At 69.9% G+C, this 24,844-nt stretch carries 16 protein-coding genes; 13 read left to right on the forward strand and 3 right to left on the reverse strand.

What is annotated here, in order from left to right; genetic code table 11:
* Positions 1 to 901 precede the first annotated feature (901 nt).
* Positions 902 to 2,542, reverse strand: a complete 1,641-nt coding sequence (locus GKE82_RS11375) for a hypothetical protein (RefSeq protein ID WP_154733361.1) — start codon at positions 2,540 to 2,542, stop codon at positions 902 to 904.
* 89 nt (positions 2,543 to 2,631) lie between these two features.
* On the opposite strand from GKE82_RS11375, the gene GKE82_RS11380 reads away from it, so the two are divergent.
* The 13 genes from GKE82_RS11380 (at position 2,632) to GKE82_RS11440 (ending at position 23,123) form a co-directional block, all read left to right on the forward strand.
* A complete protein-coding gene (locus tag GKE82_RS11380) occupies positions 2,632 to 2,886 on the forward strand; it encodes a hypothetical protein (protein WP_154733362.1) in 255 nt (84 codons plus the stop codon).
* 377 nt (positions 2,887 to 3,263) lie between these two features.
* Positions 3,264 to 5,009 (forward strand): type IV secretory system conjugative DNA transfer family protein, encoded by a 1,746-nt coding sequence (locus GKE82_RS11385; protein WP_154733363.1) that lies wholly within the window; start codon positions 3,264 to 3,266, stop codon positions 5,007 to 5,009.
* A complete protein-coding gene (locus GKE82_RS11390; RefSeq protein WP_154733364.1) occupies positions 5,002 to 5,805 on the forward strand; it encodes a replication-relaxation family protein in 804 nt (267 codons plus the stop codon). Before GKE82_RS11385 ends, GKE82_RS11390 begins: the two co-directional genes overlap by 8 nt.
* Before the next feature lie 123 nt (positions 5,806 to 5,928).
* On the forward strand, positions 5,929 to 9,978 hold the full coding sequence (locus GKE82_RS11395) for a RecQ family ATP-dependent DNA helicase (RefSeq protein ID WP_154733365.1): 4,050 nt from the start codon (positions 5,929 to 5,931) through the stop codon (positions 9,976 to 9,978).
* Positions 9,975 to 10,574, forward strand: coding sequence for a hypothetical protein (locus tag GKE82_RS11400; protein ID WP_154733366.1), 600 nt, complete (start codon positions 9,975 to 9,977; stop codon positions 10,572 to 10,574). Before GKE82_RS11395 ends, GKE82_RS11400 begins: the two co-directional genes overlap by 4 nt.
* A 408-nt stretch (positions 10,575 to 10,982) precedes the next feature.
* Positions 10,983 to 12,455 carry a zf-HC2 domain-containing protein gene (locus tag GKE82_RS11405; RefSeq protein ID WP_196189181.1) on the forward strand — a complete coding sequence of 491 codons (1,473 nt, stop codon included), beginning with the start codon at positions 10,983 to 10,985 and terminating at the stop codon, positions 12,453 to 12,455.
* Positions 12,456 to 12,520: 65 nt separating this feature from the next.
* Complete coding sequence (locus tag GKE82_RS11410) at positions 12,521 to 14,707, forward strand: hypothetical protein (protein WP_154733368.1); 2,187 nt, start codon at positions 12,521 to 12,523, stop codon at positions 14,705 to 14,707.
* A gap of 113 nt (positions 14,708 to 14,820) precedes the next feature.
* The gene (locus GKE82_RS11415; protein WP_154733369.1) at positions 14,821 to 15,312 is read left to right on the forward strand and encodes a DUF6933 domain-containing protein; all 492 of its coding nucleotides are present in this window, start codon (positions 14,821 to 14,823) and stop codon (positions 15,310 to 15,312) included.
* Positions 15,313 to 15,421: 109 nt separating this feature from the next.
* Positions 15,422 to 16,162 (forward strand): AbiEi antitoxin N-terminal domain-containing protein, encoded by a 741-nt coding sequence (locus GKE82_RS11420; protein WP_196189182.1) that lies wholly within the window; start codon positions 15,422 to 15,424, stop codon positions 16,160 to 16,162.
* Positions 16,163 to 16,316: 154 nt separating this feature from the next.
* A complete protein-coding gene (locus tag GKE82_RS11425; protein WP_154733370.1) occupies positions 16,317 to 17,501 on the forward strand; it encodes a DUF6361 family protein in 1,185 nt (394 codons plus the stop codon).
* A complete protein-coding gene (locus tag GKE82_RS11430; protein ID WP_154733371.1) occupies positions 17,498 to 19,363 on the forward strand; it encodes a phospholipase D family protein in 1,866 nt (621 codons plus the stop codon). Before GKE82_RS11425 ends, GKE82_RS11430 begins: the two co-directional genes overlap by 4 nt.
* The gene (locus tag GKE82_RS30740) at positions 19,360 to 22,623 is read left to right on the forward strand and encodes a helicase-related protein (protein ID WP_154733372.1); all 3,264 of its coding nucleotides are present in this window, start codon (positions 19,360 to 19,362) and stop codon (positions 22,621 to 22,623) included. The genes GKE82_RS11430 and GKE82_RS30740 overlap by 4 nt, the downstream gene beginning before the upstream one ends.
* The gene (locus GKE82_RS11440) at positions 22,623 to 23,123 is read left to right on the forward strand and encodes a hypothetical protein (RefSeq protein WP_154733373.1); all 501 of its coding nucleotides are present in this window, start codon (positions 22,623 to 22,625) and stop codon (positions 23,121 to 23,123) included. The genes GKE82_RS30740 and GKE82_RS11440 overlap by 1 nt, the downstream gene beginning before the upstream one ends.
* Here GKE82_RS11440 and GKE82_RS11445 read toward each other — a convergent pair whose 3' ends face one another.
* Positions 23,124 to 24,449, reverse strand: a complete 1,326-nt coding sequence (locus GKE82_RS11445) for an IS256 family transposase (RefSeq protein ID WP_196189050.1) — start codon at positions 24,447 to 24,449, stop codon at positions 23,124 to 23,126. It abuts the gene before it with no gap.
* A 96-nt stretch (positions 24,450 to 24,545) separates the two neighbouring features.
* Complete coding sequence (locus tag GKE82_RS11450; RefSeq protein ID WP_154733374.1) at positions 24,546 to 24,815, reverse strand: hypothetical protein; 270 nt, start codon at positions 24,813 to 24,815, stop codon at positions 24,546 to 24,548.
* Between the last annotated feature and the right edge of the window lie 29 nt (positions 24,816 to 24,844).

The following is a 24,844-nucleotide window of genomic DNA, read 5'->3' on the forward strand; positions in this document are numbered from 1 at the left end:
CTACCTCGACGCCGCGAAGGCCGAGGGACTCGACTGGGCGATCCTCGCCGCCGTCGGAAAGATCGAGACCGACCACGGCCGCAGCCCCCTCCCCGGCGTGAAGTCCGGCGTCAACAGCCACGGCTGCTGCGGCGGCCCCATGCAGTTCTGGATCGCCCCGCCACACCCCAACACCTGGGACGCCTACGGCGTCGACGGCAACCGCGACGGCCGCAAGAACCCGCACGACCCCGTCGACGCCATCCCCGCCGCCGCCCGCTACCTCAAGGCCTCAGGCGCCCCGCGCGACTGGCGCCGCGCACTCTTCGCCTACAACCACGCCACCTGGTACGTCACCCAGGTCCTCGACCAAGCCGACCGCTACCGCGGCGACCCCGCCGGCCTCACCGACCTCCCCGCCGCCGGAGACGACCGGCTCGCGACGGTCCTCGCCACCGCCGAAACCCTGGATCGCGCCCGGATCCCGTACTGCTACGGCGGCGGACACGGCGTGACGCCGGCGCGACCAACGCGCGGCCAGTACTGCTGGCACGCCGCGCCCGAGCGCAAGGTCTACGCCAGCCCCGACCAAGGCCTCGACTGCTCAAGCAGCGTCTCCCTCATCCTGCAGCGCGCCGGCTACAAGCTCCCCACCATGACCAGCGGCGCGGCTCGCCCGCTGGGGCGAACCAGGGCCCGGACGGCACGTCACCATCTGGGCGAACGCCGAGCACGTCTACCTCCAGATCGGCAATCGCTACTGGGGCACCAGCAGCGAGAACCCGCGGCACGGACCCGGCTGGCACGGCCCGCGGAGTGGCGCCGGGTTCGTGGCTCGGCATCCCGCGGGGCTGTAGGTAATCGCCCCGGCTCACGCTCGATTCCACTCAGCGCTGCCGGTCCCGAATCCCGCGCCGCTTGGCTACGCGCCGTCGTCGGAGTCATCAGGAGCTTCGAGAAACACGCCCATCCCGAGAAGTTCGCCGCTCATCCGCTGGCAACGGGCGATGAACGCGTCACGGTTGCCCTGCGGGATGTCGCTGTTGTGCTGGCGGACCTGAAGTTCGACGAATGCCCTGGCGATGCTGTCGTGTGGCAGCTCCAGGAGTCGCTGCGCGACGAGAGCCGCCATATCGGACAGGCCGCTCCCAATGTGGAACCCGAGCGACCGCGTGTTCGGGATCACCCAGCAGCCCATACGCGCGAGTTCCTCGGCGATCCAGTCCGACGGGCTCGGCTCTGCCCCGCTGTTGGCCTCGTGGAGCACCTCGTGCACCCGGACGAGCGCAGCAACGGCGTCGTGCGTCCCGTGCCAGTCCTCGCCTTTGCCGTACCGCCGCCCGGCGGCGATACCTGCACGGCCGAGCGCGAAGCCGAGCGTCTCAATCGTCTCGCGGTCCTGGCTCCCGGGCAGCCTTCGGACAATCATCGAGCCGGCATCGATGATCGCGTCGTTGAGCCGCGCATCGTCGTCGTGGTCCGCCCGTCCTGCAAGTTCCACGAGCAGCGCGAACAGCGCCCGTGTGGGGTGCTCGATTCGATCGCCGTCGAAACCGTAAACCACCGCGGGCGGCGGAACCGCTGCAAGGTGCTGGCCGAGCCACCCGATGGTCTTCACGGCAGGAATCCCGTTCGCCGCCGCAGTCGCACGAAGCGCATCGATCGCTGCCATGACCGGACGGTGCTCCCCGAGGCGCCGCTCGGCGAGCGACGAGATGCCCTTTGCGAGTGCCTCGGCGGCGTCATCTGACATCGGTACCCCGCCGACGACCCCGAGCGCGGAGCACAGACGCACCTTGCAGTCCTCGGACCCCTGCCGATGTGCGGACTCCTCGAGGGCCTGAGCGTTCGCGACGAGATGGCCAACCGCTGCCGCATCAAGCGAGCCGGTGGTAAGGCGTCGACCGATGACGTCGAGCGCGCTGCGCCAAGTTCGCATGTTGCCGTTCTTGAGGCCAGCCGCCGCGGCGTCGAAAAGCATCTCCGAGGGGTCGGTCCGGAAGCCGCGGAGCGCGAGGCGGCGAACCTTCATCCAGCGCTCGACGACGGACCAGCGAACGCGCCGAAGACGGCCTGGCTTCGCGGCGTCACCCCGAAGTCCCGGGATCTCGGCACCAAACCAGCGATACCTGCGCCCGGCAACGTCGAAGCCGAACTCGTTGGCCTGCCGCCATCGCACAGCGAGCGCGTAACGGTTGAGCCGCCGCGTCGTCACTCGCTTCCCGACCGTGGCCAGGAACATTCCCGGCCGACTCACCGACAGCAGTAGGTAGCCGACGACGAGCATCGTCGCCGCGATGCCGGCAGCGACGAGCACGGCGGCGACGCGCTCGGTGAGCCAGGCGGGCACCTCCCCCCGGCCGAACGAGACGAGCATGAGAACTGGCGTTGGAAACACCACGGCACCCGCCGCAACGAAGCGCCATCGCAGTAGGAAGCTGATCGCGGCGTCATCCCCGTAACGGCCGTAGGCGTGTCCGAAGATCAGGCCGCCTGCGGCCAGAAGGATCGTGATCGTCCCGAGCGAGAAAGGGGCGAGTCGCAGCAGTTCGGTGACCGTCACGGGAGCAGTGTCTCGCGTGGGCACGACGGGCCGACGCCGTTCAGCGAAGCGGCGTCAACACATCCCGCCCGTCGCTCCAAGAACGGGGCGTGCACACCCTTCACGCCGCCCCAACCTGCCGCCGACCCGATTGCGGCGACACAGCCGTCGCCCCGCACGGCTTCTGCGTCCGTCACGACCTCGCCTACGCGGAATGGCGTGCCTGGCGCGACGACCTCGAACGCGACGACCTCGGCGACGCCGACGTCCCCGAAGGAGAAGAGCCCGACGCCCTGACCGCCAACGCGCTCGATCTCCTCTGGCGCTACCTCACGCCCGGCCCCTTCCGACGCGAGGAGAACTGACGACGGTGCTGCGGGCTACGCAAGAGCCTCGGATGTCCCACCGAGCCCCTACCGAAGTCCCCCCACGGGAGCCGGCAGCCCTCGGGAGAAAAGACCTGGAAATCGACGGATTCGCGCGAGGTGTCCTGGCCGGACACCTCGCGCAGAGCGCTCGGTCTCGCACACGCGAGCCGGACCAGGCCTCCTTCGTCGGCCCTCTCGCTGCGCTCGCCCGGCTCCGTGGCGAGAGGGCCGGACGGCCTCCCGGGCCGCGCAGAGCGCGTCCCCCAGCTGCTCGCGCAGCCCCAGCGGCAACGCCGCCCCGGCGCCCTGCGGGCGCCAACCACGGCCAACCGGCCACCACCATCACCCTTCACACGACCTGACCCGCACGACCCATGGCAACCCACCACACGGCAAGCCCGAACCCCGAGCAGACCCGCCGAGACGCGCTCCTCGTCGCCACCGTTCTCGCCGCGCTCGCGCTCTTCATCGGCGCCACACAGCTCGCGCGGCACCCGATCACAGCGCTCGTCGCAGCGGCTCTCGGCACGACACTCGCAACCACCGTACTCGCCGTCCGAGCCCGTGTCCGAGACCGGCTCGCCACCCACTCGGACCCGCCAAGGAAGGGCATCGTCATCGGGACCGTCCGCGGCGCCTGGCGGCTCGCGCGGCCGCGCCCATACGTGCTCGGCTGGGACAGCTTCCGCCAGCACGTGCTCATCACCGGACCCACCGGACGCGGCAAGAGCTACGGCTTCATCGCGCCGATCCTGCGCGGCCACATGCACCGCCGCGACACCGGCGTCCTCTACATGGACGGCAAAGGCGACCCCATCCACCACGGCAGCGACGCCGTCACGTTCGACCACGTCTTCTATCCCGAGGACCCCGCCTCCTCCGCGCACTGGAACCCGCTCGCCGGCCCCGACCCGTTCACGGCCGCGCGCAGCTTCGCCGACGCGATCTTCCCCACCGCCGGACTCCCCGGCGCCGTCTACTACGAGGTCCGCGGCGCGTTCGCCATCCGCACGGTCGCACCCGCCATCGCCTACACCGGGCTCGGTCTTGAACACCCACCGACCACGAGCGAGGACGACGTCCGCACCGCGCTGCTCGTCGCCGGCCTCTCCGAGAGCGAGGCGACGCACGCGCTCACCTATGGCGTCGGAGCCTGCGAAGACCAGCTGCGCTGGCTGCCCACCCGCAAGCGCCAGACCCCCGAAGCGCTCCTGGACTTCATCACCAACAACAACCGCCCCTCACCGGCGATCGACGAGACGCTGCTCATGCCCCGCGCCGCCACCCCGACGATCGCCGCCCTGCACCACGTCCTCTTCACCGACGGCCAGCTCGACGAGCTCGCCAAGCGCCTCGACGGCCTGCTCGACGAGCACGCCACCGACCTCGCCCGCGAACGCTTCAAGCTCCTCGCCGCCCAGGTCCGCACCCTCGCCACGCTCCCCGCCAAGGAGCGCGCCGCGGTCCTCTCGAACCTCGAGAACCGCATCGCCGTCTTCCTCACCCCGCCCTTCGACCGGCTCTGCTCCCGCTCGGACTTCACACTCGCCGACATCTGCGCCGGACGGTCGATCGCGATGCTCCTCCCGGCTGGCACCTTCCCCGGGATCGCCGAGCCGCTCGGTCGCGTCGCGCTCGCGCAGTTCCAGCAGGCCGTCCTCAGCTCGACGCCCGAGGTGACGAAGGTCGCCGTGCTCGACGAGTTCCACAACTTCGTCAGCCCCGCCTTCACGAAGTTCCTCGCCCAGGCCCGCTCCCGCGGCGGCGCCGCCGTCATGAGCACCCAGACCATCGCCGACTTCCACATCGACTACCGCGACCAGCTCCTCGCCAACGCCTCGACCCAAATCGTCACCCCCGGCGCCCTGCCCTTCGACGCCGAGCACTGGTCGCGCGCGTTCGGCGAACACGAGACCGAGCAGCGCTCCACCACCACCGCGCCCCGATCGATCCTCGACCCCGCGCCCCTTCCCTCGGTCCGCAGCGAGCTGCGCGACACCCCGCGGTTCACCCCGACCCACGTGACCGAGCTTGCGACGGGGGAGGCGCTCATCCGTCAGGTCAACGGACGCACCGCCTACCCCGCCACCGTCGTGAACGTCGAGCGCCGCCATGCGTAGACCGCGCCGCGACAAAGGCGTGCGGCTGACCGCCCGCGACACCCAGATCTTCGAGGACCTCCTCGAACGCCGAGCCGACAGCCTCGGCAGCATCCACGCCCGTCACTGGCCCACGGCCGCCCAGGACACCGCGCGGCGTCGGCTTGGCGTCCTCGTCAATGACGGCTTCCTCAACCGCATCTACCTGGAACGCCCACCCGCCGCGCTCGTCCACTCCGGCGACGACGAGAGCGGCTGGGTCCACGCCTACACGCTCACCCCACGCGGCATCGCCGCACTGCGCCGCCGGTCCCTCGCCGGCAGCGTGCTTCGCGGACGCAGCGTCAAGGGCGACCTCGACGAAGCCGCCATCCCGCACCAGCTCGCCGTCAACCGCGTCGGCGAACTCCTCGGCACCCCGCTGCGCCCTGATCACCTGCTCGACCTCCCCGGGGACCGCCGCCATCGCCCCGACGCCACCTACCAAGCCCGCCCCGACACGACCGGTCGGCGCACCGTGATGCTCGAGATCGACCTCGGCCACTACAGCCGCCAGCGGATCCTCGGCAAGCTCAGCACCTTCCTCGCCGACCCCGACGCCACCGGCGTCCTCTTCGCCTGCCCCACCGACGAACGCGCCGCCTGGATCGCCAAGACCCTCCGCGCCGCACACGGCGACCGCATCATGGACCGCGTCCAGGTCCTCACCTTCACGCAGATCCAAGAAGGACGGCTTCTGCGCGACGCACTCCGCCCCGCACCAGACGCCGAGCTCAGTCCCAGCGACGTCTACGACCACCTTCCGCGCGCCGCGTGACGGCGCCGCTCAACCGGCGGTGCCACCGCGACAGTCGTCGGCAATCCGCTGCCCCGGAGCCGCTCCCGGAAGATAGGTTCCCGAGATGTCCTGCTCCCGGCCGTCCTTCCGCGTTCTTGCGCGATGAAGGCCGGCGGGGACGCACACGGCGACCGACGAGTCGTCATCGGCTTCGAGAACCCCGACGGCACAACCGGGTTCGCAACGACCTCGCGGCCGCTGCTCTATCTGCACCGTCACAGCACCGGAGACTTCGCATCGAAAAAGGTGCAGTCCGGCGCCGAAGCACTCTGGCTCCTGGTTACCACGTCCCATGCCGACGGCGTTGCGCTACGCAACTGGCTGAACAGCGCCCCTTCGCCCCGCGCCGTCGAGATCGCTGAGCAACACGGAGCTGCGACGTCGACCGTCGACGAACTCGTCCGGCTCGCGCACCGCCACCGCGATGTGCTCGGCACGACGGACGACAAAGCGCACCGTGGCTTGGAGACCACGGCGTGGCAGCTCTTTTCGCGACTGGACCCAGTGAGCCTCGAGGCTCTTGGCCTGCCGGTCGACGAGCCTGACCCCAGGACCCGGCCCGGGTCCAAACGAGCGAAGCCCGCGGCCTCGCGCCGCCCCACCCCTGGGGAAACGACGATCGAAGCCGCCCCTCAACCTCCCGCCCCGGTCGCGTCACCAAGCGTGCCCGCGGCGAGAGACATTCCAGTGGCCGACGATGGGCTTCTGCACCAAGGATGGACTGACGGGACGCAGCAACGAGACGGCTGGACCTGCTGGGTCGAACCAGTAGCCGCGCGTCTCGCATCCGTCCCGGGCGTCCACCGCGCCGCGTCGGAGGCGGCGCCCGCCTTCATCGCAGCCACCTGGCCGCGCCGCAGATCGGCGGGGCCGCTCCAGCTGGCGACCATCCGCTCGATCCGAGCGATCCTTCAGCGAGCCGACGCTCCGCACTTGGCCTATGGAGCTGAAGCCCGCCTGCTTCACGGACTGCCTCGAATCGACTCCCTCGTACGTGAAGCGGCCGACGGCACGACCCAGATCGGCCTCGCACGGGCACCGAGCGAGCACCACCTCCGGTGGGCGTTGCTCGGAGATCCCGTCGAAGCGCTCAGCCCGGAACTCGACCTCGGCTCAGATGCCGAACGTCGCTTCCTCCACGACATCGTTCCTCGACTGCTCGGCCCCAGTGCCGCCCGCTGGTTCATCCCTCAACCCTCGATGGCAGCTCTGCTCGGCCACGACGCCGAGGAGGACTACCGACGTCCCGACTTCGTCGCCGCGCCCCCAGGTACCGCGATCCGGCTCATCGTCGAGATCGACGGAGCGCAGCACGACCAGGCCCGCGCCGTCGACCGCGCTCGCGATCGCGCGCTCCAGTCGGCGGGATTCACCGTCATCCGTGTTCCAGTGGCGGACCTCACCGCTCCCGAGGACTCACGCGCCCTGGCTGCGCTCAAGGGTTCATGGCCCGACCCGGAGCCCGTCGATTCACTCCTCGTGACGATGACGGCCCAACCAATCGACGCCGCGCGCGTCGCCCTCGGACTGACGCTCGCCCTGAGTGAAGGCGCCATCGATCCAGTCGAAGCCGTCGGGGTCCAACTGACGGGCACCGAGATCCCGCTCGACGTTCTGGTCCCACAACTCGATCTGCTCCTTAGCATCGACCGGCTCTGGGCAGCAGACCTCATGCCGAACAAGCTCCAGATCCGGCGCGGGGATGAGCGCCTCACGCTCACGCAGGGCGGAGCTCGCTGGCACGTCGTTCCCGATCACCCCGATGTCCGCGTCGCCCTGCGGCTCGTCGTCGAGACGCTGCGGACCGGCGTCGAGGCGCTCCCCTCCACCGATGGCACTCCGACGATCGTCCTGCGCACCGCAGGCGCCCCCGTGGCGGTCGCGCCGGCGACAGTGCGCGGCGGCGCCGAGCACATGCCCGAGCCACAGCAAGAAGACGAGACGGCGGTTTGTATCCAAGTCCTGTTTCAAGAGGTCGGCGGCAAGACCGCGCCGCGCTTCGGCCAGGCCGAAGCGATCCAACGTGTCCTGCGGGGCCGTGACGCCGTCGTCCTTCTGCCGACGGGTGCGGGCAAGAGCCTCGTGTACCAGCTCGCAGGGCTGCTTCTCGGAGGCAGCACCGTCTGCGTCTTCCCGCTGAAGGCGCTCATCGAAGACCAGGCACGAAGCCTCGCGCGAATCGGCATCGAACGCGTCGAGTGGCTGACCAGCGACCGAAACAAGGATGAACGCGCGCAAGCCGAGCGGCGGATCAGCGAAGGACTCCCGGCGTTCGTGCTCGTCACTCCCGAACGACTACTCATCGACCAGTTCCGAGCCAAGCTCGAGGCGGGACGCCGCTACCGCGACACCACACTCACGGTTGTCGACGAAGCGCACTGCGTGAGCGAGTGGGGCCACGACTTCCGCTGCGCCTACCTCCAACTCGGACGAACACTCCACGAAGCCACAACGCCGGAGAGTGCGCCGCGACTCCCGATCCTAGCCCTCACCGGAACCGCCTCCGCACCCGTACTTCGCGACGTCAAGCTCGAGCTCCAGATCGACGCCACAGACGTTGGCGCCGAGATCAGAACCTCGTCGTTCAACCGCGAGGAACTGTCGTTCGACGTCGTCGCCGCTGAGCCGACGAAGGCCGCGATCGCACGCGCCGCAGTCGACGTCGCCGCGTCCCTCGCGAGCGACGGCTCAGCCGGGATCGTCTTCACCGCGACGCTCGACGACACCGGCGGGCTAGCCCGCATCGGTACCGATCTCGAACATGCACTCTCGAAACGCGTGGGGTGGTTCGCGGGCAAGCGACCGAAGAACTACCCGGGCGACTGGGCCAAGACAAAACGGGAGAGCTTCGACGCATTCCTCTCGGGCGCTACGAACGTCATGGTCGCCACGAAGGCCTTCGGAATGGGCATCGACAAGTCCGACATCCGGTGGGTCGTGCACGCGGGAATGCCCGGCTCGATCGAGGCCTACTACCAAGAGGTCGGCCGGGCCGGCCGCGACGGGGACGCTAGTACCTGCGTTCTCGTGACGGCCGCCAACGCCGACGCCAGCGCCGACTTCCTCATCGATCCCGACGGACTTGACCGCGGCGGTGCCAAAGCCGCCGATCTCGACACCCAGCTCTTCTTCCACAAGAAGTCATTCGCCGGGCCCGACAAGGAACTCTCGACGCTCAACGAGACCGCAGCGCGAATCGGCGTCGACAAAGCGAAGGGCAGCGTCGAACTCCCCTTCTTGACGAACAGCCGGGGTTACGACGACAGCGACGCCAACGAAGCTCTCGAACGAGCCCTTATGCGACTCAAGGTGCTCGGCGCCGTCTCGCAGTACCGTGTCGACTACGGATCCAAGGCCTTCCGTGTCCAACGGTCGAGCGCCGGCCCCGCCGAGATCTTCGAGGCGCTTCTCGCATGGGTACGCCGCACTCATCCGGGGCGAACCGAAGCCGTCGCCGGCATCCTGCGCTACGAGTCACCACCAAACACGCGCGCAGCCGTCGCGACCGCAGGCCGCACCCTGATCGACTTCGTCTACAGCACGATCGCGCACTCGCGTCGCGTCGGCATGTACCACATGTGGCAGGCCGCCAACGACGGTCTGCATGACGGCGAGGAGCTCCGCCGACGCATCCTCGAACATCTCGAGCAAGGTCCAGCAACCGAACGCATTGATGGCCTCGTGCTAGAGCAGCACGTCGATCTCTTCGACTGGATCGACCTCATCGAAGGGACGGACTCATTCGACCCGCGCGACACGCTCGGCGATCTCAAGCGAGCCCTCGAAGAGCACGACGCAGACCATCCGGGCGTGTGGCTCGCCGTCGCCGCGGCAGAGCTCACCGTCGACGCCCACGCGCGCGCCGGCCTCGCGCTTCGACGCGCTCTCGATCAACGTGTGCTTCTGCAGTACAGCCTTAGCGAGAACGACGCGACAGCCGTCGCAGAGTGGGCGCTCCGACGAACGAGCGACTCAAGGCAGGGGAGGGCGTCCGTACTGGCGGCACTCGGCGAGTGCCTGCCGCGAACCACCCACGCCGCATACGCCAGAGACATACTCGCCAACGGGGGAGCCAGAAGGTCCGGACCACCTCGTGGCAATGAACCTGCTCCTTCGGGCCCTGCGCGAAGACCAACCATGGAGGAACGTTGAACGCACCAGATGAGCACGAGACACCGGGCCAGCTCCTCGTCGAGGCCGAGCAACTTGTCCGTGAACTCGCCGACGAGCTGTCCGCCACGATCGAGCGCGGACGAGAGGAGGCCGAGCTATCGAGCAGTCTCGCCGCCGCGGCCGAATCGATCGCCCGCACCGCGCAGGAGCTCAGCGAATCCGCCACCGCCCTCGTCGCCGCCCAGCAGCAGGTTCTCGCTGCCGGAGAACGCGCCGAGCAGCGGTACGCCGAACTCGACACCGCAGAACTCGCGTCCACCCAAGCGCGCACGAACGACGCCCTCGCCGCCCTACAACGATTCCTCGACGAGGAACGGACTCGAGCATCGACGAACGACGCCCAGCTGCGAGACCAAGCTGAAGCGCTCACCGCACTCGCAAATCGTCTCGCGGCAGTCGAAACCCACGTCGGAAGCAACACGGCCGAGCTGACGGCATCGCTGACCGCCGCCCGGGACGAGGCGAAGGCCGAGCTCGAGGTTGCGCGCGCGAGGAACCGCGACCTCGAGCGCCAGCTCGAAGAGGTGCGCGCACTCGTTCCCACCCGGAAGCTCGGCAAGCTCACCGGCGGCTGAATACGCGGCGGGCGTGTCCGTCGCGGCCTGACCAGGAATTCCTCTCGTACATTCGTCGAATTCCGTCCGGGTTCTGCGCTGTTTGCGGGATCCCGCTCCGCGCGCCGGCGCGATCTGTGCAGTGGGCATCTGCCCGACCAGAAATGAAGATCGTGGCTCGCGACCGCCGTCTGGACGCCTCGTTATGGACACTGGCTGAGCAGCCAGCGGAGGTGTCGAGCCCGCGTGACAGCCCGTCATCGGTGCCCTATCCCTCGTGGTGGCAACGCAGCGCCGCACTCGCCACCGGGCACGGAACGCCCAGCGAGACGGCAGCACCACACGCACAGGGGGACGGCACGGATGCCGAGCTACACGACTCGCTGGGACCGCGGCAACACTCCGCGGTCCCAGCTCCAAGACCAGGGCATGCCCATCGCATCGCCCACGCCGATCACACCGCTCACGCTTCGCGAGCCGGCGCGCCGCGACCCGCACGCACCGCGCGACCATGCCAGCGCCACCGGCCTCCAGCGTGCCGACCACAGCGCCTTCCGCGCGTTCGTCGACGCCAACTACTTCCTCTTCGCCGACTACGTCGCCCGCCGCCTCAACGGCCCCCACGCCGGCGCCGCCGAAGACGCCCTCCAAGAGGGCCTCATCAAGATCTGGAACGAGTGGGACGAATGGCCCACCGACGAGAGCGAGCGCATCCGGTTCGCCCGCCAAGCCCTGCGCATCGCCGCGCTCGAAGCGATCCGCAAGCGCACCGGCCGCGACGGCTCCCCCCGCGCCGGGGAGATCGTCGTCGACTTCGCCGACCTCGACGGCCACGCCCGCCCGGCCCCAGCCGCCGAGCAGCTCGCCCGCGACCTCGGCAAGGCGATCGCCGCCCAGTCGCTCGTCAAGGACCAGCTCGCGTTCCTCGAGAAGGCCTCGCTCGTCGCCGCCATCGCCACGCTCAGCGACCTCGAACAGCGCGTCCTCTTCAAGACCGCCCAGGGCGACGACTGCAAGGAGATCGCCACCGACCTCGGCGTCACCCACCAGCAGGCCCGCGAAGCGCTCATGCGCGCCCGCCGCCTGTGCCGAATGCTCATCGAGCACGCCGACGGCCAGAAGGTCTCCGAACAGGAAGCCAAGCTCCTGTGGCAGTACGCCGACGGCCAGCTCTCCGGCAAACGCGCCCGCGAGCTCAAGCGCCACGTCGAGCACTGCACCGCCTGCCAGCGGCTCCTCGGCCTCGAGGAGACCATCGGCACCAACGGCGCCCTCGTCGTCCTGCCCGTCCCCGTCCTCCTGCTGGCCGCCGGCAAGACCCTGACCGGCGGCAGCGTCGCCGCCGCCGCCACGGGCACAGCCGGCTCCGGCACGTCGGCCGCCGGCGGCGCCGGGGTCGGCGCGCAGCTCGGCGGCACGGTCCTCGCGCCCGTCGCACCGACCGTCTCGTTCGGCTCGGTCATCGCCGGCGTCACCGCGAAGGCCGGCCTCGGACTCGCCGGGCTCGCCGTCGCCGGCAGCTTCGCCGGCGTCTACAAGCTCGCACACGACCGTCAACAGCAGGAACGCGCCGCCCTCAACGCCCCAGCCCCGGCCGTGACGAGTCAGATGCGGGACGCCGTCCTGGCGACCACCGCCGCCCCGCCGAAGCGGAACACCACCGCCAAGAAGGCCCCGCCGAAGCGCACAGCCAAGCCGCGCCCCCGGCGGGCCACGGCGAAGACTCCGAGCGCGACGACCAGGACCGCCGCTGCGGTCACGACCACCGCCCCCCGCACCGTCACGGCCCGTCAGCCCGTCACGACGTCCCCGGCCCCGACGCCGCGCGCGACCACCGCGGCCACGACCGTCAAGAACCCGAGCAGCAGCCCGGGCGGCGAGTTCGTCCTCGGCAGCCGCTGAGACCCAACAGACCACCACGACCAGTGCGACGGACGCACGCGACTCGGCACGGGAGGCCGACCACCATGACCAAGACCAACCGACACCTCGCCACGGCGCTCCTCGCCGCCGGCCTCATCGCCGCAACGGCCGCGCCCGCGAACGCCGGGACCTACACCGTCGGCTACTGCGACGCCGCCAACCCCAGCGCCGCCGGCTGGACGCCGAGCTACGGCGGCAGCCCCTGGACCTACTACGGCGAGAACTGCGCCAGCGGCGGCACGATGCAAGCCTGGTTCGACTCGGGCTTCCACCACGCACAGGGCACCGTCGCTCAGTGGACCCTCACCGCCCCGGCGGACACGACCTTCGCCTCCGTCAGCGCCTACCGAGAGTGGAAGGCCAACTCCCAGCAGGCCTACGGCGACGCCCACGCGATCATCGCCACCGACAAGGGCCGCATCGACGGCTGCACGCTCATCTACGGCTGCGGCGGCATCGCCGGCAACGGGTTTTGGGACCTCTCCGACGCCCAGAGCCTCACGTTCGCCGTGCACTGCACCGGCGGCAACGGCTGCCCCGCCGGCGAGGTCCACAACCGCGTCAAGAACATCGTGCTGACCGTCCGCGACCCATACTCCCCGACCCTCAGCGACGTCGGCGGCCCGCTCTCGAGCCCGAACACCACCGCCCGCTACCGGTCGCTCTCCTACAACGCCGCCGACCGCGGCGGCGGGATCTACCGCCGCCGCCTCGTCATCAACGGCAACGCCGGCGCTCCGACCGTCATCGACGCCAACAGCGGGGACTGCAGGCAGCCCGCCGCCAAGCGCGTCCCGTGCAAGCTCACGCTCTCGGAGAACTTCACCTACGACACGGCGGCCCTTCCGGACGGCAGCCACACGGTCGCGCTGCTCGTCTCCGACATCACCGACGCGAACACCGCGACCAGCCCCACGTGGACGATCGCCGTCGACAACCAGCCTCCGACCCTCGACGCCCCGCAGATCACCGGCGCCGAAGCCCGCGTCGGCACCCCTCTCAGCTGCGCCGCCAAGAACGTGGTCGGCCAGTCCCCGAGCCTCGCCTATCAGTGGCTTCGCGCAAACCCCGACGGCTCCGACGAGACCCCGGTCCCCGACGCCACGACCCCCGGCTACACGCCGACCGAGGCCGACGCCGGCAAGAAGCTCCTCTGCCGCGTCACGGCGACCGACGGCGGCGGCTCCACCACGAAGACCTCGACGCTCACCTCGGGGCCGTTCGCCTCGGGCCAGACCGTCAAGACGTACTGCGCCGGCAAGCCCACCGGACCCACCGACCCCTGCGGCGACTACGACGCCGACGGCCAGCCCAACCACGCTGACCCCGACGACGACAACGACGGAATCGCCGACGACCGCGATCCCCGCCCCTTCGCCGTCGAGCCCGCGGCCACCGCACCCACGATCTCGACGAGCACCAGCGACACCGGCAGCTCAGCCCCGGCCGCGACGTCGACGCACTCGACCACGACGCACTCGACGTCGACGCAGACCGTCGTGGTCGTCGGCAGCGGCGACGGCATGCCCGTCCTCTCCCACCAGGAGGGCATCCACGGCCCCGCCAACAACGGCACCGGCGCCACGAACAAGGCCAGCGTCCTCATCACCGGCAGCCGCTCCCGGTCCGTCGCCTGGGGACGGCGCATCGCCACCACCGGACGCCTCGTCAACGTCAACGGCCAGCCCATCACCGGCGCCGTCGTCACGATCCAGCAGCGCGCCATCCTGCCCCTCCGCCGCGGCTACGCCCCCAACTCCGTCCTCCAGACCGTCGGGTCCGTCAAGACCGACGCGAACGGCCGGTTCCGCTGGCTCATCCCCGCCGGCGCCAGCCGCGAGATCCTCTACACCTACAAGGCCAACCTCGCCAACACCACCGTGCAGGGCCTCTCCCGGCTGCGGCTCGCCGTGCGCAGCAGGGTCACCCTCCGGATCGACCGGCGCACCCTGCACAACGGCGACACGATGCGCCTGCGCGGCACCGTCGTCTCGCGCCCGCTCCCCGTGGCCGGCGTCGTCGTGAACCTCCAGGCGCACGTCCGCGGACGCGGCTGGGTCGTCTTCGCCTCCCCCCGCACCGACAGCAAGGGACGCTTCACCGCCCGCTACCGGTTCCGCAACACGACCACCACCACCCGGTACCGAATCCGCGCCGTCACGCGCATGGACAGCGGCGCCCCGTTCCTTGCCGCCACCAGCCGTCACGCGCGGATCGCCGTCGCCCCGTGAACACCCCATGCTGCGGCGGGACCAGCGTCCCGCCGCAGCCTCGATTGCGTGCGACAGTTCTCCGCGATGGCCGAACCCTCGCCCCTGGCCGCGGCCCGATCGACCTACGCGACGTGACCGTCCGCTGCACCCAGAAGCTGCTGAAGGCGATGCGCGTCGCGCCGCGTTCGCTCTCCGACGCCAACTCCGAGCCGGACGACTGGTACGCCAACCTCCTCTGGTTCGACCGCCGCAAGTGCCTGCTGCTCACCCACGCGGACACGCTTTTCCCGATCTTCATCGCCGACGTCCTCGCCGCCGACCTCCGCGACCTCGCCGAACTCGTGCGGCGCAACGCCCAGGTCGCCCTCTACGACGAGCACCTCCCACCCGATGCGCTCGGGGACCTCACCACCCCGCTCGAGCTCGCGCGGACCGCCAGCCGGCGCATCCTCGGCGTCATGACCGACGACGCCTATGGCTGCGAGGCCGCCGTCGTCCACGCCGGCGGTCTGGAGCGCCTCGACACGCTCGACCTCAACCGGCGTCTGCGACGCACGCTCCACTCCGGGCCCAACGGCTACGAGCGGCCGCTCGACGCGGTGAAGGCACGCGTGCGCGACTGACCCGCCCGCGGCGCCGCGGGCTGAGCTCGTCCGTTCGCGCGAACTATTTGGCAAGTTCTACAGCCGAAAAACTTGCCGAGCATTACTGCGCTGGCTACCCTCAATCGGCGTGTCGAGTCCAGCGAACACCCGTCGCGGCCGCGGCCCCAGCGCGTCGAGCGCCGCCGCCGAGGTCCGTCGACGCGTGCAGAACGGCGGCGACCGCCACTGGCAGCTACGCGACTTCCCCGACCTCAGCGCCGCCGCCACCGCGCACGCCCTCTCGCGCCTCGCCAGCGACGGCGAGCTGCAACGCGTGCGCAAGGGCCTCTACTGGCGACCCAAGATGACCGCGCTCGGTCCTAGCCTGCCGAGTGCCACCCAGGCCTTGGCCCAGACGTTCGCCGCACCCCTGCACCCCGCCGGGCTCACCGCCGCAAGCGCGCTCGGATTCACGACCCAGAACCCGGGACGCCCCGAGTTCTCCACCCCGGCCGCCGCCGGCCCAGGCGCCCTGTCCGGCGCCACCATCCACACGCGCCGACCGCACGCCCGTCACGGACTCGACAACCAGGACGCCGCGCTGCTCGAGATCCTGCGCGACCGCGCAACCACGAGCGACCTCCCCACCGAGGAGACCATCGACAGGCTCCTCGAGTTCGTCGGCCGGCCAGCCACCTTCCGCCGACTCACCGACGCCGCCCTCAGCGAACCTCCACGCGTCCGCGCCATGCTCGGAGCCCTCGGCCAGCAGGCCGGTATGCCCAAGGCGCAACTCGCGCGCCTTCGCGACAGCCTCAACCCGATCAGCCGCTTCGACTTCGGACCCCTCGCCGCGCTCAACCACGCCCGCGAGTGGCAAGCGAAATGAAGCTCCACGAACACCCGGACTTCGCCGCCTTCATCAGCGCCGCGGCAACCGCACACGATCTCAACGAGCAGCTAACCGCGGTGTCATCGCACCGACCGTGTCGGGTGCGCCCGAGCGGTCAGGATTGTGCCATCACCCGCGACCCTTCCCTTACATGTCGACACTGACTTGGCTCGATTACTCCGACGCTGAGCGCAAGCGCGCGCTGCAAGTCGTCGAGCTCCTCGGACGTCCAGAAACACGGGATGAGCTTGGGCTGGGAGCGATCCGGGATGCGTTCGCAAACGCGCTCTTTCCTGGGATCAGCACGGTTCAGCGTCGCGCGCGCTATTTCCTGTTCATTCCGTGGACGTTCCGGGAGGCCGAGCAGCGATGGTCGGGACGCACGGACACCCTCGCTAAGGCCCGCCGCGCCGAGCTTCGCCTGATCGAAGCGCTGCTCGACACCGCCGAGGACGAAGGCGACAGCGACGGGATCATCGGCTCCTCGGCCCGCAAGAACCTCCGCCAAGTGCCGAGCATGATCTATTGGCAGGGACTTGCCCGCTGGGGAATCCGCCGCGTCGAGGGGACGCGAGAGCAATGGGGCCGTGCCGCCGCGCGCTCGCATGGCACAGCGATCGACGACGACGGCCAGATCGTCAACCGCAGCGCCTCGTGGTGGCACGCGAGCCTTCCCGACCCGCCCGAGGACTGGCCTGACCGAGCGTCGCTCAAGCTGCGCCCCGTCGAGGCGGACTACCTGCGTGAGCGGATCCGCAAACGCTGCCCGGACACGATGCTTGCGACGCTGATCGACCGCCGCGAGCCGTGGACGCAGACGCAGTTCGCGTGGCAGCTAGATGTCCCCGAACTCTCCAACCGCCAGCAGACGATCCTGCGCCATGCACGTCGGTTCAGCGAGCTGATGCAGGGCGCCGCGCTGCTCTACAACCACGCTCTCGCCATCGCCACCGAGGACGAAGCCCGCGAGGCTGAGCACCGGTCGAGCCTTGAGCAGTGGGCGGCCGCCGAAAGCGGCGCCGACCGCACTGCGGCCCAGCTTGACGAGCTCTGGACACTGCTCGGCGACCTCGGCTCCCGCCACTCCACCCAAACCCGCGCGTTCGTAACCGAGTGGGCACGCCTCACCACAGATCCGCGAAGCATCCTTGCCGGCTCGCGCTTCACCGACCTCGTCCGAGCCCGGGAGCTCGAGGTCAAGAAGCGACAGGCCCGCCTCAGCTTCGACACTGCCCGCGAGACGTGGAGGGGCGCGGCCGGAGTGGGCCAGCTCGAGTACCGCTGGGCCAGTGCGCAGCGCCAGATCCTTGACGTGGTCAACGCCGGCACTGCGTGATGCTCGCGCCTACCGACCGCCGGCTCCTGCTCGACACGCTCGCTCCGCCTGCGGGTTACCGGCTCGATCACGCGATCGGGACCACCTACACCCTCGACCTGCTCGCGCTCCTCCGCGTGCCGCTCGCCGCCACTGCGCTCCCGTGGTCTGCGGACAGCGGCGGGCCCGTGGAGAACCCCTTCGCGCTGCTGACCGCACTGCGCCGCAATGCGGGCCGCATCTCGCTGTTCTGCCACGCCGGCGCGACGAAGGTTCCGGCGAAGCACGTTCCGCTGCTCGCGTTCCTTGAGAACTCGATACACCCGGTCACGCCACCGCGCCCCGGCGGCGTGTTCCATCCCAAGTGCTGGCTCCTGCGATTCACAGCCGAGCTGCCTGACGCACCGGTCCGCTACCGACTGCTCGTGCTCTCGCGCAACCTCACGTTCGACAAGTCCTGGGATGTCGCGCTCTGCCTGGACGGCGAGCTGCTCGACCGCCAGCGTCGCGGCAACCCGAACCGCCCACTCGCCGAGTTCTTCGCCGCACTCCCCGGCATGGCCTCCGCAGCGGGTCACCCCTTGGAGCCGCGGGCGATTGACCGGGTGGAGCAGATGACGAGCGAGGTCCGCCGCGTCCACTGGACGCTCCCGGAAGCATTCGACGACCTCGCTTTTCATCCGATCGGTCACGACGGGAAGCCGAACTGGCCGATCGAGAACCTCCATCGCCTGATGGTGATCTCGCCGTTCGTCGGCGCGCCGTTCCTGAGCCGTATCGCCGCCGAGGTTCGAGCCGACCTAACGCTCGTCGCGAGATACGACGAGCTCGTGAGGCTCGAAGCCGACGCGCTCGACGCGCTAGACCAGGTCGACGCGTTCGACGACGCCGCAACGCTCCTGGACATCGAGGACGAATCCGGCGAGAAGAGCGATCTCGCCGAGCAACTGGAGACCGAGCTCTCCGGGCTTCACGCCAAGGTGTTCGTCGGGGAGCGCTGGAAGCACGCCGCTGTCTACATCGGCTCCGCGAACGCGACCGAGGCAGCGTTCGAACGCAATGTCGAGTTCCTCGTCGAGCTCGACGGCTGGCGCACCCGCCACGGCACGAAGGCCGTCCGCGGGCAGCTGGAGGACGCAAACCTCCTCAGACGCTTCAAGCAGACCGAAACCCCCCAGCCCGAAGATCCCTCCGAAGCGCTCCAGCGCAAGCTGGAGCACGCAGCGCACAAGCTAGCCACGGGAGCGCTGCGTGCGACCGCAACTGCTGTCGATGACCGTCGGTGGCAGCTCGCGCTTCACGCATCCGGGCATGCAGGCACCGAGGGAGTGCGAATCGAGGCCCGCCCCCTTTCAGACCCTGGGTTCCGGCCCGTCGACCTCGCCGCCGATCCCGCAGCAGCGTTCCGCCCCACGAGCCTCGCGTCGATCACGCCGTTCTTCGCCCTTCGCCTCACCGGCCGCACCGACACAGGCGTCGAGCGCCACCTTGACGTCACCGCCCGGCTCCAGCTCGACGGCGCCCCCGATGGCCGTGCGGAAGCCGTCACCGCCGAGATCCTCTCGGACACGGACCGCCTGCTCAGATTCATCTTGCTCCTCCTCGCCGACGACGGCGACAGCGACCGCATGCTCGGAGAGCTCGAAGCCCTCCTCACGGAGAAGCATGCGGGCAGCTCCGCCGGGAACGTCCGCGGAGCGCTCGGGCTCCCGCTGCTCGAACCGATGCTCCGCGCCCTGCACCGCTCCCCCGAGAAGCTGGACGAGATCGACCGGCTCCTCGCCGACATGCGCACCGCCGGCGCCTCAACCGAAGCGCTGCTGCCGAAGGAGCTCGAAGAGTTCTGGGAGACCATCAACGAGGTTCGCCGAGCCCGCACGTGAAGCCGCTCGTCGACACGGACGCCGTTCTCAGCGGGCTCAAGGACTTCCAGCGCGCCACCGTCGAGCACGCCTATCACCGCCTCTTCGAAGCCTCCGACTCCACCAGGCGGTTTCTCGTCGCCGACGAGGTCGGCCTCGGCAAGACCATGGTCGCCCGGGGCGTGGTCGCAAAGGCGATCGACCGCCTTCAACGCGACGGCATCGACCGAATCGACGTGGTCTACATCTGCTCAAACGGCGACATCGCCGCACAGAACGTCCGCAAGCTGGACGTGACCGGCCAGGGTGCCTCGATGGCAAGCCGGCTCACCCTCCTGCCCAAACAGGTCGGAGACCTGCGCAACAAGCAGCTCAACCTGATCGCGTTCACCCCAGGCACCTCGTTCGAGCAGACCGGCGGCGGCGGACGATCCGACGAGCGCATCCTGCTCTACTGGCTGCTCCGCGAAGCCTGGTCGTTCGGCGACCGCGCCGGCCCCAAGAATGCACTCCAAGGCGGGGTGAAATGGGCATCCGACTTTCGCGACCGCCTCAAGCGCCTCGACCGTGACCGCGTAGACCCCGGCATCACCGGCGAGTTCATCCGTGCGCTCGAGCGCCGCGCCGCCGAAGAGACGCAGCGCGGGGAGCGCACGATCCGCGAGCGCTTCGATGACCTGTGCGAGGAGTTCACGCGCGCACGCATCAACGTCCCCCGCGATCAGGCGCGGCGGCGCGACCTGTTGATTGGTGATCTGCGGCGCATGCTCGCCGCCTCCTGCATCGAGGCACTCGAGCCAGACCTGGTCGTCCTGGACGAGTTCCAGCGCTTCCGCCATCTGCTGGTCGACGATCCCGACAACGACGCCGCCCGGCTCGCGCGAGACCTCTTCGAATGGGAAAGCGCCGACGGCGGCGAGCACGCCCGGGTCCTGATGCTCTCCGCAACCCCCTATCGAGCCCTGACAGTCGCCGGGGATGGCGGCGACGACGACCACCACGAGGACTTCCTCGCGACGGTCCGCTTCCTCGCCGACAGCAGCGAACGGTCAGGCGAGCTCCGCGGGCTGCTCCGCGACTATCAACGCGAGCTGTACGGCCCGTCTCCCGACGCCTCCGTCCGGCTCCGTGAGATCGGGGGAGCGATCGAGGCGCTGCTCACGAAGTACATCGCCCGTACCGAGAGGATCGGGGCAGCCGGGCGCCACGACGCCATGCTCCGCCACGTACCACGGCAGGCGCCGCCGACACCAGGTGACCTGCACCAGTACCTCCTCGCCCAAGACGTCGCCCACCAGCTTGGCGAGCACGACGTCACCGAGCTATGGAAGAGCGCTCCTTATCTCTTGAGCTTCCTCGACGGCTACAAGCTCCGAACCCGCTTCGACAACGCGTGCAAGCAGCCCGCCGAGGTTGCCCACCTCGCCCGGCTCGTCTCCGCCACGCCGAAAGCGCTCCTCGATCGCGAGGCATTGGCCGCGTACGACGATGTCGACCCGGGCGGCCCGCGACTGCGTGAGCTCGCGAGGGACCTCATCGACTCCGAGGCCTGGCGGCTCCTCTGGATCCCTCCCGCTCTGCCGTACCACCAGCTAGGCGGCGCCTACGCCAAGGACGGCCTCCAGGGATTCACGAAGCGGCTCGTGTTCTCAGCCTGGCGCGCCGTTCCGCGCGCCGCAGCCGGCCTGCTCAGCTATCTCGCCGAGCGCGAACTGACGCTCGAGGCCGACCCGAACGCGCAAAACACAACCGAGCGCCGATCCCGGCAACGCAACCGCCTGCAGTTCACGGTTGTCAACGAACGCCGCACAGGAATGCCCGCGCTGGCGCTTCTCTACCCCTCCCCGGCGCTCGCAGCGGCGGCGGATCCCCGCGACTTCGCCAGCGAGCATCCGGGCGGCACAATCGACGAACTCGAGCGCTGGGCCGTGGACCGCGTTCAGCCGCTGCTCGACAGGCTCCCGCCGGGCAATGACACGCCGGCGGAGGACGAGCGCTGGTACTGGGCCGCGCCCGTGATGCTCGACTCGGCTCTCACCGCGCCCTGGTGGTATCCCACCCTTGCGGCGGACTGGACCGGCGGTGACCCACGCGCGTCAGCCGAAGACAGTCGCTGGCACGACCACGTGGCACTCGCCCAAACCGCGGCCGACGGCTCGCTTGACCCGCCGCTCGGCCGGCGTCCGGACAATCTCACCGAGACCGTGGCACGGCTTGCCGTCGGCTCACCGGGCACGCTCGCGCTCCGCGCCATCGCCCGAGTCACCGCGCTGCCGCTCTCCTCGATCGAGGCACGACTGCCTGCCGCTCGTGTGGCTTGGGCCCTGCGCGGCATGTTCAACGCTCCGGAGGCCACCGCTCTACTGCGCGCGGGCCGCGCATCCCGCGACGACACGTTTTGGCGAGAGGTGCTCCGCCACAGCATTGACGGAGACCTCCAGGCCGTGCTCGACGAGCACGCCCACGTCCTTTACGAGTCCGAAGGCGCGCTGAACGAATCGCCCGAGAAGGCCGCGGCTACGGTCGCCAGCGCCATGATCCGCTCTCTCGCGCTGCGCGCCTCACGCGTCACCTACAGCCACCTCACCGTCGATGACGACGCCATCACCGCGAACACGGAACGCCTCCACACGGCGTTCGCGATGCGCTTCGGCGACGACGACAGCGGAGGAGCCGCACCGGAGGACGGCGCCCCCGCCCGTGCATCGCAGCTGCGCGAGGCATTCAATTCGCCTTACTGGCCGTTCGTGCTCGTCAGCACGTCCGTCGGGCAGGAGGGACTTGACTTCCACCCCTACTGCCACGTCGTCGTCCACTGGAATCTCCCGAACAACCCGGTCGACCTCGAGCAGCGTGAGGGCCGCGTCCACCGCTACAAGGGGCACGCGGTCCGAAAGAACGTCGCGCTGATGCACGGACAGGGAGCGCTGGCCGGCGCCGGTGACCCCTGGCGCGTCGCGTTCGACCTCGCCTGCGGCGACCGCCTCCCCACCGACTCGGAGCTCGTGCCCTACTGGATCTATCCCTTGGACCACGGGGCCGCGGTCGAACGTCACATCCTCGCCCTGCCGCTGAGCCGCGAGCTCGAACGCATCGACGGCCTGCGCGACGCACTCGCCGTCTACAGGCTCGCCTTCGGTCAGGCCCGGCAGGAGGATGTCATCGACCACCTGCTGACGCGGCTCGGACCGGAGCAGGCCCGAGAATTGGCGGACGAGCTGCAGATCGACCTTCGACCGCCCACCAGCCGGGTACAGGCGACCCTTCGGGGTCTGTCGTGATGGGCGAGCGCGACGATTCTCACCTGCTCGCTGACCTCTTGCAGCAGGACCTGGACGACGTTGTCCGCTGGGCAATCGATGAAGACGAGGAGGAGATCGCCGAATTCGTCGCGGCCGACTACAGCGATGAGGGATCTCCGGTCGATGGCTCTGATGTGCTCGCACACCGCCTCGTGAGCGCACGGCGTCACGGGAACAACGTGCAGGTCGCTTGCGAGCTCGACGTCGCGTACGCGCCGATCAATGTCGATCGGGATGCACCGGAAGGGCATGGCGCCGGCACCTGCTGGTACATCGTCGAGCTCGTCGAGACTGACGATGGGCTCGAAACGAACCGATCCTGGATCAGGCCGTACCGGGACAGCTCGGTGCCCTGGCCTACGGACGTGGGCCCTGACCCAGCGCGTCGCGACCCGCACGCACCGCGCGACCACGCCAGCGCCACCGGCCTCCAGAGGATGTCCCGGTCGCCGTGGAACTTCTCGGCGGCGGTTCGGTGATCAGTGAGCGGGTGCGAGCGTAGCGGCCGGCTCGGGGGTCGTGGTGGACATGGTCGGCGAGGCGGTTGCGGAGCGTCGGGCGGCGAGGTCGCGCTCGACGGCGATCGTGAGTGTGGCGAGGTGGTCGACGCCGATGATTTTCCGGAACTGCTGTTCGGCTTCGAGCATGCCGGCGGCGGTCCATCTGAGGCACATGTCGCCGGACTGCCAGCGCTTCACGTTCCTGGAGGTGCGGCGGACGAACTCGATCATCGACTCGATCGGGTTCGTCGAGGCGAGGGTGCGGCGGAGTTGCTCGGGGCAGCCGAGGCGCTGCAGTGTGAGCGTCTCGGGGAGGCCTTCGCGCAGCGACGCCGCGGCTCCGGGATGGGAGTGGGCGAGTTCGTCGGCGAGCCGGTTGAGGCCGTCGAGCGCGAGCTCGTAGTTGGACTGCTTCCAGGCGGTGCGCAACCTGCGCTTGACGAGGTCGCGATCGGCCTCGGGGAGGTGGTCCAGGACGTTCCTCTCCTTGTGGCGGATGCATCGCTGGACGGGGACCGGGCCGAGGACCTGGTCGACCGCCGCGCGCAGCGCCTTTCCGCCGTCCAGGACGACCAGGACGCCCTGGTCGAGGTCCAGGCCACGGTCGACGAGGTCGGCGAGGAGGTGCCGGGCGACCGTCTGGTTCTCGGTGCTGCCGTCCCAGAGGCCGAGCGGGACCTTCACCCCATCGGTCGTGACCCCGAGGGCGACGACGCAGCAGCGGCCTTTGAGCTCGATCCCGTCGAGCATCAGCGCCGCCAACCGCACGTCGCCCAGGTCGCGCGACATGAGCGCGCGCAGGTGCTCGGTCGTGCGCCCGACGAACTCGCGGCTGACCGCGCTCTTGGAGGTCGACCGCTCGGCCGCGGTCACGTGCTCGCCGACCGGCTCCCGGGTGCGCGCGAACCGTCGCGTGGAGACGCCGGCGAGCATCTGCTCGAGCACGACCCGGGTGAGTGGGTCACGGTCGGCGAAGTGCGCGTAGGTCTGAAGGCGGATCTCGCCGCTGCCGTCAGCGGCCCGCACCCGCGGGCGTTGCACGCCGACACGCCGGCCGCCCAAGGTGACCTCGCCCGGTTCGTGGCCGTGGCGCACCGCGACGCGGTCCGGGTCGCGTCGGCCTTTCGGGCCGACGACCTCGGTGACCTCTTCTTCCATCAGCGTGTCCAGCACGCCGAGCCCGACGCCGACGCTCAACGCCAGCAGCCCGTCCTTGGCGGCATTGACGAGCTCTCCGAGCGCCTCCTGCACAGCGGGCGGCAGCGCGAGCTCGCGGCCGTCGGGGTCCTGCTCTACGTTCCTCACGGCGGTTCTCCTGTCTCGGATGGACTTCAAGCACCCGTCACGCTCCCAACGGGAGCGGACGAGGCGGGAGAACCGCCGCCTACAAAGTTCTACGAGCTACGGGACAACCTCGGCCTCCAGCGCGCCGACCACAGCGCCTTCCGCGCGTTCGTCGACGCCAACTACTTCCTCTTCGCCGACTACGTCGCGCGCCGCCTCTGCGGCCCCCACGCCGGCGTCGCCGAAGACGCCCTCCAAGAGGGCCTCATCAAGATCTGGAACGAGTGGGACGAATGGCCCACCGACGAGGCCGCCATCACCCACGCCGGCAGCCTGGAGCGCCTCGACACGCTCGACCTCAACCGGCGCTTGCGCCGCACGCTCCACTCCGGACCCGACGGCGACCGGCGACCGCT

Source organism: Conexibacter sp. W3-3-2, assembly GCF_009707605.1.
In the GTDB taxonomy this organism is placed as follows: domain Bacteria; phylum Actinomycetota; class Thermoleophilia; order Solirubrobacterales; family Solirubrobacteraceae; genus Paraconexibacter; species Paraconexibacter algicola.

Excerpts from the sequence above, each read along its gene's own strand:
- GKE82_RS11385 (WP_154733363.1), top strand. The coding sequence starts at position 3,264 with ATGGCAACCCACCACACGGCAAGCCCGAACCCCGAGCAGACCCGCCGA.
- GKE82_RS11390 (WP_154733364.1), top strand. The coding sequence starts at position 5,002 with ATGCGTAGACCGCGCCGCGACAAAGGCGTGCGGCTGACCGCCCGCGAC.
- GKE82_RS11395 (WP_154733365.1), top strand. The coding sequence starts at position 5,929 with ATGAAGGCCGGCGGGGACGCACACGGCGACCGACGAGTCGTCATCGGC.
- GKE82_RS11405 (WP_196189181.1), top strand. The coding sequence starts at position 10,983 with ATGCCCATCGCATCGCCCACGCCGATCACACCGCTCACGCTTCGCGAG.
- GKE82_RS11410 (WP_154733368.1), top strand. The coding sequence starts at position 12,521 with ATGACCAAGACCAACCGACACCTCGCCACGGCGCTCCTCGCCGCCGGC.
- GKE82_RS11425 (WP_154733370.1), top strand. The coding sequence starts at position 16,317 with ATGTCGACACTGACTTGGCTCGATTACTCCGACGCTGAGCGCAAGCGC.
- GKE82_RS11440 (WP_154733373.1), top strand. The coding sequence starts at position 22,623 with ATGGGCGAGCGCGACGATTCTCACCTGCTCGCTGACCTCTTGCAGCAG.